Consider the following 16,466-nt stretch of genomic DNA (forward strand, 5'->3'; position numbering starts at 1 on the left):
GACTTCTCTACACAACATCGGGACAGCACTCCCCCCCTAGCGCAGAAAGTGCTGCCCTTCCAGCCACTGCTGGAATAACCCCGGCCACGCCGATTCCTCCGGAATATCCGTCGCCAGACCCGCTCCATGCACTCCATGCTGAAAGAACTTCGCCTCTACCTGCACATTGGCCGCATGCAGCGCCTGCGCGAAGAGCACGCTGTTCATGGGGCTAATTCGCGCATCGTCCATGCTCTCAAACAGGAACACCGGAGGCGTGTGCGGTGTCACGTTGTCCTGCCCGGAGAGATAGCGCTGCAGGTGGTCGAGCTCCTTGCCCCGATAGCCGTACAACAGGTGATCGTGAGAACTCTTCGCCGCATATTGCTGCGGGTCCATCGAGATCACCGGATACCCCAATCCCAGCAGATCGGGCCGGGCATTCGTGCTGTCTACCGCATCGTGTACGGGCAGGTCGAAATCCGAAGCGCTGTGCAGAGCCAGCGTGCTCGCCAAGTGCCCACCCGCGGAGAAGCCAAAGATCATCACCCGGTTCGGGTCTACGCCCCACTGCCGTGCGCGATACCGCACCAGCTTCAACGCGCGCTGCCCATCCCACATCGGCACAGGGTAGCGATACGTGCCGTCCGTCTGCACCAAGCGGTAGTACAGCACGAAGGTGACCGCGTGCAGCTGGCGGGAGAAGTACTCGCCTACCGGTGTCTGCTCCTTCGCATCGGAGAGCCGGTCATAGCCGCCGCCCGGCATCACGATAATGGCTGGGCTGGCTGCAGATTGCCCTCCGGCCGCAGGAAACATCCGTAGAAAAGGGATGTCTCGGCAAGGGTCGCTGCCTGTCGCACCGGGCGCCGTGCCGTCCCACAAGCGAATGTCGTTACGGTCGCCCGGATCAAAGCAGGGTGCGGCCGCCGGGGCCTCGGAACGCTCGTGATGAGGTCTCTGGGCCGGGGTCGTTCCATGGAGCAGGACGACAAAGATCAATAAAGCAAGGGCCTTGCGCATTTCGTTCTCCATAAGTACTGCGGATCGTTGAAGATGCCTGATCGTCAGGACAGGCCTTCGCCATGGTTATGGAAACCCGCATTTCTTCCGCCTGTCGTGACCGACCAGGGACTAAATGCAAATCTGGCCGCTAAACGGTATGATTTGTTACATCCAGCACAGATCAAAGCAAACTGCTTGCGCACCTGTTATACTCGCGAGTGCTTAGGTTCCGGCGAAATTAGCCGAGAGCAAACTATTTCCCCCAAAATCATGGCCGTCCAAATGACGCGCCGTGGAGGCATCCTATCCCACCGCTCGACAAACGCTCCGCTAAGTCCTTTATCCGCACCAATGAACGTATCCGTGCCCGCGAAGTCCGCGTGATCGACGAGAACGGCGAACAGCTTGGCGTCATGGCCCCCTTTGAGGCCCTGAAGATGGCTCGCGAGAAGTCTCTCGATCTCGTCGAGATCTCGCCGAACGCCGTCCCTCCCGTCTGCAAGATCCAGGACTACGGCAAGTACCTGTACGAGAAGGACAAGAGCGACCGTGCTGCGCGCAAGAAGCAGAAGGTCATCGTCATTAAGGAAGTCAAGTTCTCGGTCACCGTCGACGAGCACGACTACCAGACCAAGAAGAACCAGGCTGTGCGCTTCCTCGGCGACGGCGACAAGGTCAAGGCCAGTCTGCGCTTCAAGGGCCGCCAGATGGCACATCGCGACCTCGGCTACAAGATCATCAATCGCCTCATCATGGATATCGGTGAGGCCGGCACGGTAGAGTTCATGCCCCGCATGGAAGGCACCACGTTGCACGCCATCCTCGCGCCCAGCAAGAAGGCCGAGCCGAAGGCGGAAGCTGCCCCTGCACCACCCCGGCCGCCCAAGCCGGAAGCCCCTGCGGCTACGGCTCCCACTCCTGTGGCTTCGTAAAGCTATCTTTAACGCTGAACCCCTCTCCAGATGAGAGGGGTTTTGCGTTGCTTGCCAGTCTTTCTGGAAGCACTACTCTTCGGCGCTCACATCCTTAGAGCTTTTTCATGAATAGCGGGATGGGCCTCTTTCGATTCCTACCCATACCTTGTCATCTCGACCGTAGCATGACGATAAAAACCATCATGCTACGGTCGAGATGACAGTTCTGTAGTGACTCATTCCGACATCACACTAGGAGTGGAAATGCTCTAGGCGCTGACCGTAGGAGCGCATATCCATTCCATGATCTGATCGAGTGCTTCTTTTTGCAGCATGAAATTATCGATGCCCTTCCCAGGTATTTGATTAAGAACAGGAGCCATCGCAGACTTCACGCCCGGATCCACGGGAGACGAGTTCTCCGGAGGATTGAGACGAGCGGTCTCAGGCTGAACCGTCGGCCAGTTCTTGTTTTGCGGGTTCGACGCAACCGGACTCGGAGTCCACCCTGCCTGCAAGCCGTTCAGAGCGGTACGTACTGCCTGGCCGCGGACTTGCGCTGGATCGCTATCGGGTCCCCTGGCACCCCTCTGTTTCCAATACAGCCCCTGTGCGATGCCTGGCGGCACATCTACGACGTTTCTATCGAATCCAGGAACAACGCCGCCAAGCCACTTCTCCATACGCGCTGCCTGCGCATTGAATGCTTCTTCCAGAAACAATGTACGGATGCCCACCAGCGCCGGCACTTCAATCATGCCACTGCGCATTCCAATGATCGACACATTGGGGTAAAGCATGGCGAAATAGCACCATAAACCGAGTTGCGCGCTCCTCGCGTCGATCCCGATGCCATTCAACATATCCTTCCATTCCGGATCATTCCAGAACTCTGCCAGATCCGGATCCGTCCGTAGACCAATACGATCACCCGCCGCCACTGGAATGATCCGGTAGTTGTTGCTCTTATCCTGATAGTGCTGGTCGAGTCTGTCTTTCAGGAGGTTCCAGGTGAGAATGGAGGTAAAGTGATGCGCCTTCTCCGCCGACCGGTCCCCCTGCTTCGCGAAGAGAAAGACGTATCGGTTATTAGGATTGAACCTCTTTTTCTCCCTCAGCCAGGTGCCGACTTCCGCCTCTAGTGCGGCTGATGTGCTGCCAAGGCGCCATAGGTTCTGCAACTGGGCACGCGCGGCAAGGGCATTCGCAGAGTTCGGAACAATCGTTCGATTCGGACCAGCCTCACCAAAAGCATTGGCAATCACCTTCGTGCCGAAGGTCGCCGACTGTAACGCCCTGACCTTACGTGGGCCAACCACCTTCTGCAGCCAGGCAGGGCTTTTAGTAGAGGCTTTGTATGCTTCGGTAAGAGCCCCCCTCGCATCTTTACCCGACACCGAAGGAACCGCCACCGATGTCACGCGGTCCACCCCAGCAACCGAAGCGTAGAAGTTCTTCAGCACATCTCCTGATTGGAGCGCGCCAGGCTCCGTCAGGATGACTACGCCGAGCGTCGGATCCAGACGAAGTGCGGAGGCGATGCCATTGCGATCTCCGCTCATGTATGTAGCTTGAACCAGCACATTTTTGACCGCCGGGTTCCAATTCATGTCTCGCTCCAGGCAAAGTTCAGGCTCTCGCAGTGCCACTTTGCTGCCGGAGTAACACACACGATGCAGATTTATTCCGGCGGAATAGCAATTCCGAGGCGCGAACGTGCTGAGGCTAACCCTCCATAGCGGAGGCCGCCTTGTATTTGCACCGTAGAGTGCCTATGTGTAATGGGGAGGCTAGCGTATTAAGTTGTAATGGGGAGGCTAGCGTATTAAGTTAAGCTGCGCCCTTCCCTTTGCCCGCTTCTCCGACTCCTGCCAGCGGCTGCCTGCGCTCCACCTTGCCCAGCGCTGCACGCTCATACTGCTTCGGCCAGATCGCAGGACGCTGCAGCGCATCCGCCGCGTGGATCGGCCAGTACGGATCGCGTAGCAACTCTCGTGCCAACAGCACAAGATCGGCCTGCCCGGTACGAATGATCTGGTCCGCCTGGGCGGGATCGGTAATCATTCCAACCGCGCCGGTGGCGATGCCCACCTCGCGGCGGACGCGCTCCGCAAAGGCCACCTGGTAGCCAGGTCCCACAGGAATCTGCTGGCGTGGGTCGTTGCCGCCCGACGAGACATCGATCAGGTCGATGCCCTCAGACTTTACCAGCTTTGCGAATTCGATCGCATCCTCTACAGTCAAACCGCCTTCGACCCAGTCGGTGACGGAGAGCCGTACCCAGACCGGCAGTTCCTCCGGAAAGTTCGCCCGCACGGCACGAATGATCTCCAGCGGAAAGCGCGCGCGGTTGGCGAGGCTGCCGCCGTACTCGTCGGTGCGCTTATTGGAGAGCGGCGAAAGAAACTCATGCCCCAGGTAGCCATGCGCCGCGTGGACCTCTGCAATCAGAAAACCCGCCGCAACCGAACGCTTCGTTGCGGAGGCGAAGTCGGCGACGATCTTGTCCATCCCGGCACGATCCAACGCTTGCGGAAGAGGATAGACGTCTGAATAGCGCTCTGCCGAAGGCCCGACGACATTCTCCCATCCGCCTTCGGCCAACGAAGCCGCCCGATGCCCCTCCCAGGGCACCAGAGTGCTGGCCTTGCGCCCGGCGTGTGCGAGTTGAATACCCGGAACGCTTCCCTGCTCCCGCAGGAAGTCAGTGATGCGGCGGAGTTCCACGATGTGTTTGTCGTCCCAAATACCGAGGTCCTGGGCGGTGATGCGGCCCTCGGGGCTCACCGCTGCGGCCTCCGTAAGGATCACGCCTGCCCCACCCACTGCACGGCTGCCGAGATGAACGAGATGCCACTCTGAGGCGAAGCCGTCGATCGAACTGTACTCGCACATCGGCGAGCAGGCGATGCGGTTAGGCAGCGTAATACTGCGCTGCTGCAGAGGCGCAAAGAGATGATCAGGAGCGGGAATCGCGGTCGACATATATGGAAGCTTAGATGAGCGCCGTGAAGATAAGAAGCAGCTGCGTGCCTTCTCCGTATCAACAGATCCGCCCCTTAGCCTCCGCGTCCCATAGAATTGTTCCTAGAGAACCTCACGAATGCCCGCCACAGTTCTACCGCCGGAACCGGCACCACCCAACGTCATCCACAACTGTCCCAACTGCAGCCACTGGCTGCCCGACGGCACGCTTGTCTGCCCCGACTGCCACACCCTGACCTACGGCCAGTACCTGAGTGAACTGGCCAGCTCCGCACAGCAACTGGAACTGGAGAAGCAGTGGCCGCAAGCGCGCGACCGCTGGCGCTCCGCGCTGCAGTGGCTCCCAGCGGACACGCAGCAGGCCGCCAGCATTCAGCGGCACATTGCCCAGATCGATGGCCGCCTCAAGGCCGAAGAAGATCAGAAAGCCCGCTGGACCAAGCGTCTTGGACCGTTCGCACCCATCGTTCTGTTCCTGCTCAAGATCAAATCAGGACTCTTTCTTCTCTTCAAACTCAAGTTCCTGTTCGGCATCCTCGGCTTCTTCGGGCTGTACTGGGCGATCTTCGGCTGGAAGTTTGCGCTGGGCTTCACCGCCTGCATCTTTATTCATGAGATGGGCCACTTCGTCGCCGTAAAGCGGCGCGGCCTCAAGGCCGATCTGCCCATCTTCTTCCCCGGCCTCGGCGCTTACGTGCGCTGGTACAGCATGGGAGTCTCGCGCGAAGACCTTGCGGCGATTGCGCTGGCAGGCCCACTGTTCGGCCTCGCGGCAGCGCTGATCTGCTTCGGCATCTTCTGGAAGACGCACGCCGAGATCTGGCTGGTGCTGGCCAACGTCGGCGCGTGGATCAATCTCTTCAACCTAGTGCCGGTCTTCGGACTCGATGGCGCACAGGCCACCTATGCGCTCTCACGTACTCAGCGCGCGCTCATTACCGCGACCTGCGCCTTGTTCTTTGGCCTTACGGTCAATGCCTCCGGAGGCGATCCCTTCGGCCCGCACACCCAGTGGGTGTTCCTGTTCGTGGCCGCCGGTATGGGATGGCGCTGTTTCACCAACGACACGCCGGAGAAGCCCGACACCAACACGTTCATCTACTTCCTGGCGCTGATCCTCGCGCTCGGATTCCTGCTCTTCCTCACGCCCGTCCGGAATCTGCACTAAGGCTTGAGACAGAAACTACGCAGTGAGCTGCGGGCAAGAAAAAAATGCTCCAACCCATGCGCGGGGTTGGAGCATTTTCTTATTCAACTAGTGCGGGATTAGCGATGTCCGCCGCCACCGTGGCCGCCACCACCGTGGAAACCACCACCGCCACCGCCATGGAAGCCGCCGCCATATCCACCACGGTAACCACCACCGTAGCCGCCGCGATAACCGCCGTAGCCACCACGGCCGTAGCCATAACCGCCACGATAGTAGCCGCCGCGGTAGTAGCCGCCGTAACCAAAGCCTAGGCGTACCCCGCCGTAAACGTAGGGATAACCATAGGGATAGTACGGATAGCCGTAGCCATAGGCGTAATACGGATAAGGTGCGGGGGCATAGGCAGGAGGATACGCCTGCGCTTCTTGAGTTTGGGCAGCATCAGGGCCCTGGTCGTTCGGATTGCCGTTGTTGGCAACCTGGCCGTTGTAGCCGTTGTCCTGGTTGTATTGCTGGGGCGCGTTGTTGGAGTACGACTGCTGGATGGGGGCTGGTTGAGCCTGAGTGTAATTTCCTGGGCCGGCTGGGTACGTGTTCTGCGCTAGCGCAGTCGCGGACAGAGTCGCCAGGGCGAGCAGAAGAACCGTGGGCCTGGTCATAATAAAAACCTCTGTATTTGTAGATGCGATTCCGGGAAAAATGTTGCGGTGGGATGAATTAAGCGACGGGGCTGGTCAGGACATAAGTTCCTCTTTACGATGCTCCCAGACACTCAACTCACAGCAACCAAAGCCCTTGCAGCTAGAGCATCAGATTCAATACCCGCCACATCTTCATGACGTGGCGAGCCTGCCTAGGACGTGTCATCAAAATTGCGCGAAGCGCAAACCGTGACGCTTTAGCGTCACGGTTTGCGCTTCGCGCTAGGGGCCACACTAAATTTTCTTCAGCAAACTAAGAACCCATGAACTAGCAGTAAACCACTTTGCGCTGTTGCCCACGCACAATGCGTCCCAGCACAATCGACCGTTCATTCATGCGACTCAGCACCAACCGCGCTTTCTTCAGCAGTGCCGCCGGCACCACCGCTACCAGCCCGATGCCCATATTGAACGCTCGCAGCATCTCCTCGTTCTCGATGCTGCCAAGCGTCTGCAGATGCGCGAAGAGCGGTGGCGGCTCCCAGCTCGCCATCTCTACCTGTGCCGCAAACCCCTTGGGCAGAATGCGCGGCAGATTCTCCGTAAGCCCGCCTCCGGTGATGTGCGCAAAGGCATGCGCCACCTCGGCCTGCAGCAGCTTGCGGATGGGCGCAAGATAGCTGCGATGCGAACGCATCAGCGCCGCGCCAACCTTGTCGCCAAGCTCGTTGACGTACTGGTCCGCGCGGTAGCCGGCAGTCTCGAACAACAGCTTGCGCGCGAGCGTGTAGCCGTTGGTGTGCAAGCCATTCGACGGCAACCCCAACAGGATGTCTCCCTCAGCAATGTTCTCGCCTGAGAGCATCTTCGCGTGGCTGACGGCACCGACCAGAAAGCCCGCGAGGTCGTACTCTTTGCCGCGATAGAGAGTCGGCATCTCCGCCGTCTCGCCGCCCAGCAGGGCGCAGCCGTTGGCCTTGCAGGCCTCTACGATGCCGCCGATCACCTGCTCGACGACGTTCGCGTCGAGCTCTCCTGCCGCGAAGTAGTCGAGAAAAAACAGCGGCGTCGCTCCCTGCACCGCGACGTCATTCACGCAATGATTCACCAGGTCGGAGCCGATGCTTCCGTGCAGTCCGAGCTGCGCAGCGAGCTGCAGCTTGCTCCCGACGCCGTCCGTGCTCGCCACCAGTACAGGCTCGGGAAAGCGTTCAGCATCGAGTGCGAACAGCCCGGCAAAGCCGCCAATTTCGCTCAGCACATTCTTGTTGAAGCTGCGCCGCGCCGTCAGCTTGATGCGCTCGTTCGCGATCGCCGCGCGATCCCGGTCGACACCTGCTTCGGCATACGTAGCGCGCGTACGCGTAACCCGCTTCGCCGGAGGCACTGCCGCTGAATCGTCCACGCTCATCTTTCCCACCTCATCTTTTCCACGCCGGCCACCCTGACGCAGCGATCACCACGGTCCCCGGCAAGCACGAGTTCCGCGCTCGCTGGCTGGTTCCTACCAAGGGATGACGTCTTTCACTGGATTACAGGGGCTGGCTTTATTAGGCCACAAGGGCCGTCTATCTACACCGCGAATTCGCAGTCTACCAGCCGACTTTTATACTGAGGTTATGGCACTCCCTCTCACCCGCTCCAAAGCCCTGCAACGACGCGCCGAAACCCTGCTTCCGGGGGGTGTGGATTCTCCTGTTCGAGCGTTTCGCGCTGTCGGTGGAGACCCACCGTTTCTCGTCAGCGCCAAGGGCGCCTATCTCTCCGATGCCGACGGCAACCGCTATATCGATCTCTTCGGCTCCTGGGGGCCCATGCTGCTCGGCCATGCGTTTCCGCCCGCGGTAGAGGCCATCCGCGAGGCCGCTGGGCACAGCGCCTCGTTTGGCGCGAGCACAGCGGCCGAAGCGGATCTCGCGGAGCTCGTTCAGCTCTGCTTCCCCTCCATCCAAAAGCTGCGCTTTGTCAGCTCCGGCACCGAGGCCTGCATGTCGGCCATTCGACTGGCGCGCGGCTTTACAGGACGCCCCTTTGTCATCAAGTTTGAGGGTTGCTATCACGGCCACGCTGATGCCCTCCTCGTAAAAGCCGGCAGCGGCGTCGCGACCTTCGGCATCCCCGGCTCCGCGGGCGTTCCCAACGAGACGGTCATGCACACGCTGGCCCTTCCCTACAACGATCTCTCTGCGGTCGAGGCAGCGTTTGCCGCGCATCCTGAGCTAGTCGCCTGCGTCATTCTCGAGCCCGTCGTCGGCAACGCGGGAACCATCGCGCCGCTCCCCGGGTATCTGAAGGGTCTGCGCGAGATCACCCGCAAGCATGGTGCGCTACTGATCTTCGATGAGGTCATGACCGGCTTCCGTCTCGCTCCGGGCGGCGCGCAAGAACTGTTTGCGGACGAACTGGGAGGAGCGCCCGACCTCACCACCCTGGGCAAGATCATCGGCGGAGGCCTGCCTGTGGGAGCCTTCGGTGGACGCGCCGAGATCATGGACTACCTCGCACCGCTGGGCCCCGTGTATCAAGCAGGAACACTCTCCGGCAATCCCCTCGCCATGGCTGCGGGCATTGCGACCCTTCGATCTCTTCTGGAGCAACGTGAAACGATCTATACCAGGCTCGAAGCGACTACAGCAGCCATCGTCGAAGGTATCGCCCGTCTCGCCGTAGAACGAGGCATTGCGCTCACCACAAACCGTGTTGGCAGTATGTTCACCTGTTTCTTCACACCCTCTGCCGTTACAGACTTCACAACGGCAAGCCACTCAGATACGGCAGCCTTCGCGCGCTTTCATCGTGCCATGCTGGAGCGTGGCGTATGGCTTCCGCCCAGCCAGTTCGAAGCGGCTTTCGTCTCTACAGAACATGGCCCGGCTGAAGTCGATGCCATTCTGGCAGCAGCCGCAGAAGCGCTGCATGAGGTTCAGAAGTAGAGGCGATTGAAGATCGCTTCTGCCGATTCATCCGCTCTGTTCTGATTTTGCTTTGGATTCGGGCTTCTGAGGCTGTGGCCTTTGCTGTTGCCGTTGTCATTCCGACCCTCGGGCGAAGCGAAGGGAGGAACCTGTTGTCGCCTGGACAAACAAGGTTCCCTCGCGCAGGCCAGAACCGGGAGGGTATGGCCTACGCAATGACCATCGCGATGCAGCAAAGCCGCGGCCACGAAAGCCACACAAATGACAAGCGCCCCATCTCACGACAAACTGTCGTGAGATGGGGCGCTTGGTGATACAAGAACTGCAGCAGGAAGTTTTGATCCCTGCGTTATCCCAGCTTAGTGTCCGGCTTCAACCTGCGGCGTGATGATGCCGATGTTGGTTACGTCAGCGGAGTGTCCGAATCCGATAGCCTCAGCAACGCTGCTGAAATCGAGATCCTGATCGCCCTTGACGAACATTACCTTCTCCTGACGGGTAGCGAAGATCTCCGTCAGCTTGGGGGTAATATCCTGCTTGGCAAAATCCTGATCGTTGATCTTCCAACCCGGAGCGCCACCACCGGGCCGTGAGGTGACCTGCAAAACGATCGTGCGGTCGTTCTCTGGCGGCGGCGGTTGGTTCTGCTTCGGCGGCTGGGGTACCAGTGCCTCAAGCCCTCTCGGCGTCGTCGGAACGATGACCATGAAGATAATGAGCAGTACCAGTAGCACGTCGATCAGCGGTGTAACGTTGATCTCCGAGACCGATCCGCCCGATGATCCAGTACCCATTCCCATATCGATACTCCTTATGTCTTACAGAACTAGTTCCATCGAACTGTGAGCGAGTTTCTTCGCCCAAATTCTGCTAATTGCTCTGCTGGTTGATGTCGGTCAGCAAGTTGAGCTGGCTCACGCCGGCGACACGAATCGCGTCGATGGTGTCCATGACCTTGCCATACTTTGCACGCGAGTCCGAACGCATATATACCGATTTGTCAGCGCCGGGATCTGTCTTCTTCGAAAGAAGGTCGGCGACTCTCGTGCCGAGGTCTGAAAGCGATACCTGGTCGCCGCCAAGGAAGGTTTTACCGTCGCGAGTAACAGCAACCGTAATCGCGTCTTCCTTATTCGCGTTTTCCATGATCGTCGATGCGGTAACCGTCGGCAGATCTACGTTAACTTTGTTGTTCAACATGGGGGTGACGACCATGAAGATGATCAGGAGCACCAGCATGACGTCCACCATCGGGGTCACGTTGATGTTCGAGTTGACCTTCTTGCCCTCGTCCCGCTTTGCCATTGCCATAAGAGTGTGCTCCGTCCGGGCGTCCTAGCCCGTGCTCTGACTGAGTCCCCGGGAACCTCTGATGAAGGCCTCCGGACGCCGTTGCATTGGCGTCCGGAGTATTCCAAGAGTGATTCCCGCAGGATGTATTACTCGACTGTTACGCTACCTGGTCTTGCAACCAGAACGGCGCACAGTTTAGCGGTGCGACTGCTTGATGAAGTAGTCGACCAGCTCCGACGAGCTGTTATCCATCTCAACGTCAAAGGCTTCTACCTTGCTGGTGAAGTAGTTGAAGCACATAACGGCAGGGATGGCGACGAGCAGACCGAAAGCGGTCGTAACCAGAGCTTCCGAGATACCGCCGGCAACCTGACCGATGCCCGAGCTCTTCGACGAAGCGATCGAACGGAAGGCGTTGAGAATACCGATAACGGTGCCGAACAGGCCGATGAACGGCGCGGTGGAACCGATCGTGGCCAGACCGCTGAGGCCCTTCTTCAGCTTCGCGTGGGTGATCGACTCTGCACGCTCGAGAGCGCGCTTGGAGCTCTCAACCTGCTCTGGGGTGATCGCGCCGCCCGAACCGAAGCTGCGGAACTCGCTGAGACCAGCGGTAACCACTTCAGCAAGGTGAGACTTCTTCGAACGATCGGCAACCTTGATCGCCTCGTCCAGACGGCCTTCCTTGAGAGCGCCGGCAACCTTGGGAGCAAACTCACGAGACTGCTTGCGGGCAGCCGAGAAGTAGAGAGCGCGATCGATGATCACAGCCAACGACCAGATCGACATGATGAAGAGGATGATGACGACGCACTTCGCAGGCCAGCCCATTTGCGCCCAGAGCTGGGGAATGCTGAAACCTACTTCAGAACCGGAATCCTGAAGGAACATGGCGAGCGAGGTGGTGTGGGCGTGAGCAACGTTGATGAGATGAGCGAGAATCACTGAATTCTTTCCTCCTGGTTAACTTGAACGAACTTGGACTTGATCGAGCCGGACAGGCGCGAAGTTGAAGCTGTTGAACCTGATCTGAAGAGTACGGCAACCACAACAACCTGCCGCGTTAGACGAGAATATTGTAGTTGCGCTTCGCTTCAACTGGCCGAAGAGAGTCGGGGCCAGTTGAAGCTGCCGGCTTGATATCAGCCACCGCCGTTGAGGTTGAAGTTCACCATGATGGTCGTGTCGACCTCGGTAGGCTCACCGTTCAAGAGATACGGCTTGTACTTCCATGTCTTGACGGCATCGAGTGCGGCGCCCTGCAACATCGCCGGACCGCTGATGACCGTCAGGCTTATGATGCCGCCGGTCTTCGAGATGATGGCATGCAGTACAACAGTTCCACCCTGGTGCGCGGCGCGAGCGATCGGAGGATAGACCGGCTGCGTCTTGACGAGAATGTTACCCGCGATCACACCACCCGAGATACGGGCCGGACCCTGCGGCTTAGGCTTGGCGACGACGATAGCCGGACCAGCACCCGTGCTACCAGCCATGCCGCCCATGATGCCACCGGCAGAGCCACCAGCCATACCCGCCATACCGGCCACGCCCGCAGACGAAGGCGGTGGGGGTGCAGCATCTTCCTTCAACATCTTGATGTCTTTAGGAATCTTGGTGGGCGCGTGAAGACCCTGGTCGATCTCCGACACCATATGCACCGGCTTCACCACAGCCGCCGGAGGCGGTGGGGGAGGCGGGGGCGGTGGAGGAGGCGGTGGGGCGGAGATTGAAGCTGCCAGGGAGTTCTTTGGCAGCGCTTCTGGATCGATCAGCGGAATCAGGATCATGATCGCCAAGAGCGTGCCCCAGAAAAATGCTGAGGCGATCATCCAGTACCTGGATGCGGTCTTGATCTTTCCGCCGGATTCCATCATTGAATCTTCAAACATATGCAACCTCGGTCCCGCGAGGGATAGCTATTTGCCTTAGACACCACAGAGACTTAAATTGTTCCCAACTCGCTATTGACTTGTTTGGGAGACTACCTGGTTTGCTGCTTGTTGCTCATCCTATCCCAAGTTGACGGGTACCGAGTGACGGTAAAGCGAAACCCCATGGTCGGAATAGGCAACGCCTATTTAGCGTCTGATATTTCTACCTCAATCATGCAAGAGTTGTCATCTCCTCTCGACGCAGTGAATTCTTCTTGGGCTTTCGTTAGCGATTCAGCGCCCAATAAGCCAGGGAGAAAGGCAAGCCAACAGCAAAGGCCCTCGCGTGGGCGAGGGCCTTGTCTCCGGAGAAATAAGCAGCTTACCGCCGGGTGCCCCGTGCTGCGGGCAGGGTGGCCTTCTTGCCGCTCCTGGTGCGCCAGTCCTGATAGGCAACCAGCATGGGAGCCGCCACTGCGATCGATGAGTACGTTCCGATCAGGATGCCGACCACCAGGGCGAAGGAGAAGCCGTGTAGCACTTCGCCGCCGAACAGGTACAGGCTGAGAACGGTGAGGAACGTCAGACCCGAGGCGATGACCGTCCGGCTCAGCGTCTGGTTGATGCTGCGGTTGACCACATCGGAGAGCGACTCGCGCCGGCTGGAGGCGAGGTTTTCACGGATACGGTCGAAGACCACGATCGTGTCGTTCATCGAATAACCGATCAGCGTCAGGATCGCCGCGATGACCGTGAGAGAGATTTCCTGATTCGTCAGGCTGAAGAAGCCAACCGTAATAAGCGTGTCATGGAAGACCGCGACGACAGCCGCGACGCCATAGATCAGCTCGAACCGGAACCAGAGATAGACGAGCATTCCGATCAGCGAGTAGATCGTCGCCAGCCAAGCCTGATGCTGGAGCTGCTTACCGGCGGTTGGGCCGACGATGTCGACCTGCTGCACCGAGAAACCAGAGTCATGATAGTTCGCGTTCAAGGCGTTCTCAATCGTGGAGCGGCCCTGATCGTGGGCGCTATCGCTTGCCGTCGATTCTGGCAGGGAGATGATGACGTTGTTGACCGCCGCACCGTTCGCACCCGAGATGCGCTGGATGGTCGGGTCCTTGATCCCTGCGGCGTCGATAGCACGACGGATATGATCTTCATTCGGCGCCTGGTCGAAGTGAACCGTAATCTGCGTGCCGCCACGGAAATCGACACCTAGCGGAATATGGTGCCAGAATGCCATGCTGAGAATGCCGGCGACCGAAAAGATCAGAGAGAAACCGAGGAAGTACCACTTCTTCCCCAGCCAGTCGATATTTGAGCTACGAAACAGTTCCACGTTTCAATCCTTGAGCTGCCAGTGAGCAGCCACTGGCTTCTAGCTTTTTCTTTACCGTTGCCGCAGCGAAAACTGGCGGCGAACGGTTAATCGCTGTAACTAAATCGACAGTGCTGCGCCGCGTTCCTTCTTGCTGAGCAGATAGTCGAAGATGACGCGCGAGACAAACACCGCAGTAAAGATGTTGGCCAACAGACCGAAGGTCAGCGTGACCGCGAAACCCTTGACTGGACCGGTCCCAAAGAGGAACAGGATGCCCGCCGAAACGATCGTCGTGACGTGCGTATCGACGATGGTAATCCAGGCATGGGCGAAGCCCTCCTGCACCGCTGCGGCGGTCGTCTTACCCAGCCGCAACTCTTCGCGGATGCGCTCGAAGATCAGCACGTTCGAATCGACGCCCATACCGATCGTCAGGATGACGCCGGCGATACCCGGCAGCGTCAGCACGGCGTGCGTGAAGCCCATGAAACCGAGCAGGATCACAAGATTGAGAAACAGCGCCAGATCGGCATTGATGCCCGCGCCGCGATAGTAGATCAGCATGAAGACCATCACAGCCAACATGCCGGCAACTGCAGCAACGACCCCCTGATGGATACTTGCCGCGCCAAGCGACGGTCCGACAGAGCGAGTCTCAAGGTAAGAGATAGAAGCCGGCAGAGAACCCGTGCGCAGCATCATGCTGAGATCCTGGGCCTGCTGCTGCGTAAATCCACCGGTGATACGGCCGGAGTCGCGAATCGCCTGCTGAATGGTCGCGACCTCTTTGACACGGTTCTCGAGGACAATCGCCATCGACCCTGTGCCCTTGTTGGCATCGGTGTACTTATAGAAACGCTCGCCAGCTTCGGTCGTCAGGGTGAAGCCAATGTCCGGCCTGCCATTTTCATCGGTCTGCGGCGTGGCGTCGCGGAAGTCGGTGCCCTCAACGATCGATGCGCGCTGCAGAAGGTAGACTTGATCGGGGCCGCCTATGCCGCTGGAGCCCTTGACCAACTCCTGATCGGGAGGAAGGACGCCATTCAAAGCAGTCATCGCCTGTTGTTCGTCGGGATAGGAACCCACAACAGCATGAATCTCAAGCTTGGCTGTGGACTGGATAATGCTTTCCACGTGACCTGGATCGTCGACGCCGGGGAGCTGCACGAGAATCTCGTTGTCGCCCAGACCGTACTGCTCGATGACCGGCTCGGAAACGCCCAGCGAGTCAACGCGCTGACGAATGGTCTCAATGGATTGATCCAGCGTGCGCTTTTCGAGATCGGCGATAGCCGACTGCTTCATCGTGAGCACGTACCCGCCCGTAGAGGCAGTCGTCACGTCATACGCGGCATAGTCGTTGCTAGTGAGCGTGTCGTGAACGCTGCTCTGCTGCGCGGGCTGAAAGCCACTGATTGTAATGACCTCAGGATGCGCAGGATCAAGCTTGGCTGCCGTCACACCGGGAATCGCGCTGTCCAGCCGCTGCACATCGCGATCGGTGGCGCTATTAAGCGCCTCCGCCACGTTCACCTTCAATACAAGGTGCGTGCCGCCGCGGAGATCGAGCCCGAGGTGGATACGGTCAGTGATCGACTGCTTGAGGCTGCCGTGCGGAATGCCGAAGATCCCGTACACGAAAATCACCAGGACCGCGATAATAAAGCCTGTTTTGCCGGCCAGATTCTTGCCCATCTTATTGTTGTTCCTTCAAGATTCCGCGACCTAAACGTCGCCGCGGCCCTTACATTTTTCCTTGCGAATCTCTGTGGCCCTTGGAAATCCCTGCATCAGCTTTCGCCGTAGTAACAACATCTCCGGCCCGCCTACGACTTGGATTCTTCCTCGGCGGTGACGGCTGCGATGGCGCTGCGGACGATCTCGAACTTGACCCCGTCAGGCTGAGTGCGAATGACCAGCACATCGTCCTTGACGTTGACGACCGTGCCGCGCATGCCACCGTTGGTTGTTACCTTGTCGCCGGGCTTCAACTGAGCCAGCATCGATTGCCACTGCTTCTGCTTGCGCTGGTTCGGCACAATGAGCAAAAGGTACATGGCTACAAACATGATCACGAGCAGTGGCAAACTACCCAACGACCCAAAGCCGCCAAAACCGGCAAACGCTAACGCGAGAAAGCTCAAGCTGCACGTCCTGCTGCCGTGACCGGACTCTCAAGCGAAAGCTCTCGTCTGATCACGTCTTCCATAAAGTTTTCGGGGATACTGCTGCCCGGATAGGCAGACACCGGAACCGGCCGTGCTCCAGACAGATCGTCCAGACACACCTCTACCGTTCCCAGTCAATCACACCTGAGGATTAAGCATCGCGTAGCCGGGCGGTGATGTCAAGGAAATCACGCGATTGGCCGTGTATTGCACGC

15 protein-coding genes are annotated in these 16,466 nt (G+C 58.9%); 3 read left to right on the plus strand and 12 right to left on the minus strand.

Going from position 1 to position 16,466, the window contains the following annotated elements; all coding sequences use genetic code 11:
* Nucleotides 1-36 precede the first annotated feature (36 nt).
* On the minus strand, nucleotides 37-1,002 hold the full coding sequence (locus tag ACIX8_RS21690) for an alpha/beta hydrolase (RefSeq protein WP_014267536.1): 966 nt from the start codon (nucleotides 1,000-1,002) through the stop codon (nucleotides 37-39).
* A 323-nt stretch (nucleotides 1,003-1,325) separates the two neighbouring features.
* Here ACIX8_RS21690 and infC point away from each other — a divergent pair, with 323 nt between their 5' ends.
* Nucleotides 1,326-1,916, plus strand: coding sequence for a translation initiation factor IF-3 (infC, locus tag ACIX8_RS21695; protein WP_150110709.1), 591 nt, complete (start codon nucleotides 1,326-1,328; stop codon nucleotides 1,914-1,916).
* A 251-nt stretch (nucleotides 1,917-2,167) separates the two neighbouring features.
* Here the strand turns inward: infC and ACIX8_RS21700 are convergent, their stop codons facing one another.
* Together ACIX8_RS21700 and ACIX8_RS21705 are read right to left on the minus strand one after the other, a co-directional pair.
* Nucleotides 2,168-3,508, minus strand: coding sequence for a hypothetical protein (locus tag ACIX8_RS21700; protein ID WP_014267538.1), 1,341 nt, complete (start codon nucleotides 3,506-3,508; stop codon nucleotides 2,168-2,170).
* Nucleotides 3,509-3,728: 220 nt separating this feature from the next.
* Nucleotides 3,729-4,883 (minus strand): NADH:flavin oxidoreductase/NADH oxidase, encoded by a 1,155-nt coding sequence (locus ACIX8_RS21705; protein WP_014267539.1) that lies wholly within the window; start codon nucleotides 4,881-4,883, stop codon nucleotides 3,729-3,731.
* A 118-nt stretch (nucleotides 4,884-5,001) separates the two neighbouring features.
* Between ACIX8_RS21705 and ACIX8_RS24915 the strand changes: the two genes are divergently transcribed.
* Complete coding sequence (locus tag ACIX8_RS24915) at nucleotides 5,002-6,051, plus strand: site-2 protease family protein (RefSeq protein ID WP_014267540.1); 1,050 nt, start codon at nucleotides 5,002-5,004, stop codon at nucleotides 6,049-6,051.
* 98 nt (nucleotides 6,052-6,149) lie between these two features.
* On the opposite strand, the gene ACIX8_RS25755 is transcribed toward ACIX8_RS24915, so the two are convergent.
* Together ACIX8_RS25755 and purM are read right to left on the minus strand one after the other, a co-directional pair.
* Complete coding sequence (locus ACIX8_RS25755) at nucleotides 6,150-6,692, minus strand: hypothetical protein (protein ID WP_014267541.1); 543 nt, start codon at nucleotides 6,690-6,692, stop codon at nucleotides 6,150-6,152.
* A 310-nt stretch (nucleotides 6,693-7,002) separates the two neighbouring features.
* Nucleotides 7,003-8,085: a phosphoribosylformylglycinamidine cyclo-ligase gene (gene purM / locus ACIX8_RS21720; protein ID WP_014267542.1), complete on the minus strand. Its 1,083-nt coding sequence runs from the start codon at nucleotides 8,083-8,085 to the stop codon at nucleotides 7,003-7,005.
* Nucleotides 8,086-8,293: 208 nt separating this feature from the next.
* On the opposite strand from purM, the gene hemL reads away from it, so the two are divergent.
* Nucleotides 8,294-9,607 (plus strand): glutamate-1-semialdehyde 2,1-aminomutase, encoded by a 1,314-nt coding sequence (hemL, locus tag ACIX8_RS21725; RefSeq protein WP_014267543.1) that lies wholly within the window; start codon nucleotides 8,294-8,296, stop codon nucleotides 9,605-9,607.
* Between the two features lie 341 nt (nucleotides 9,608-9,948).
* Here hemL and ACIX8_RS21730 read toward each other — a convergent pair whose 3' ends face one another.
* From ACIX8_RS21730 to yajC, 7 genes are all read right to left on the minus strand, one after another.
* Nucleotides 9,949-10,389 (minus strand): biopolymer transporter ExbD, encoded by a 441-nt coding sequence (locus tag ACIX8_RS21730; protein WP_014267544.1) that lies wholly within the window; start codon nucleotides 10,387-10,389, stop codon nucleotides 9,949-9,951.
* A 70-nt stretch (nucleotides 10,390-10,459) separates the two neighbouring features.
* Nucleotides 10,460-10,900, minus strand: a complete 441-nt coding sequence (locus ACIX8_RS21735; protein WP_014267545.1) for a biopolymer transporter ExbD — start codon at nucleotides 10,898-10,900, stop codon at nucleotides 10,460-10,462.
* 177 nt (nucleotides 10,901-11,077) lie between these two features.
* Nucleotides 11,078-11,827, minus strand: coding sequence for a MotA/TolQ/ExbB proton channel family protein (locus ACIX8_RS21740; protein WP_014267546.1), 750 nt, complete (start codon nucleotides 11,825-11,827; stop codon nucleotides 11,078-11,080).
* 197 nt (nucleotides 11,828-12,024) lie between these two features.
* Entirely contained in the window at nucleotides 12,025-12,774 is a 750-nt protein-coding gene (locus ACIX8_RS21745) for an energy transducer TonB (protein WP_014267547.1), read from the minus strand.
* Nucleotides 12,775-13,138: 364 nt separating this feature from the next.
* Nucleotides 13,139-14,101, minus strand: coding sequence for a protein translocase subunit SecF (secF, locus tag ACIX8_RS21750; protein WP_014267548.1), 963 nt, complete (start codon nucleotides 14,099-14,101; stop codon nucleotides 13,139-13,141).
* Nucleotides 14,102-14,200: 99 nt separating this feature from the next.
* A complete protein-coding gene (secD, locus tag ACIX8_RS21755; protein WP_014267549.1) occupies nucleotides 14,201-15,778 on the minus strand; it encodes a protein translocase subunit SecD in 1,578 nt (525 codons plus the stop codon).
* 131 nt (nucleotides 15,779-15,909) lie between these two features.
* Nucleotides 15,910-16,227, minus strand: coding sequence for a preprotein translocase subunit YajC (yajC, locus tag ACIX8_RS21760; protein WP_014267550.1), 318 nt, complete (start codon nucleotides 16,225-16,227; stop codon nucleotides 15,910-15,912).
* Nucleotides 16,228-16,466 lie beyond the last annotated feature (239 nt).

Source organism: Granulicella mallensis MP5ACTX8 (assembly GCF_000178955.2).
In the GTDB taxonomy this organism is placed as follows: Bacteria; Acidobacteriota; Terriglobia; order Terriglobales; family Acidobacteriaceae; genus Granulicella; species Granulicella mallensis.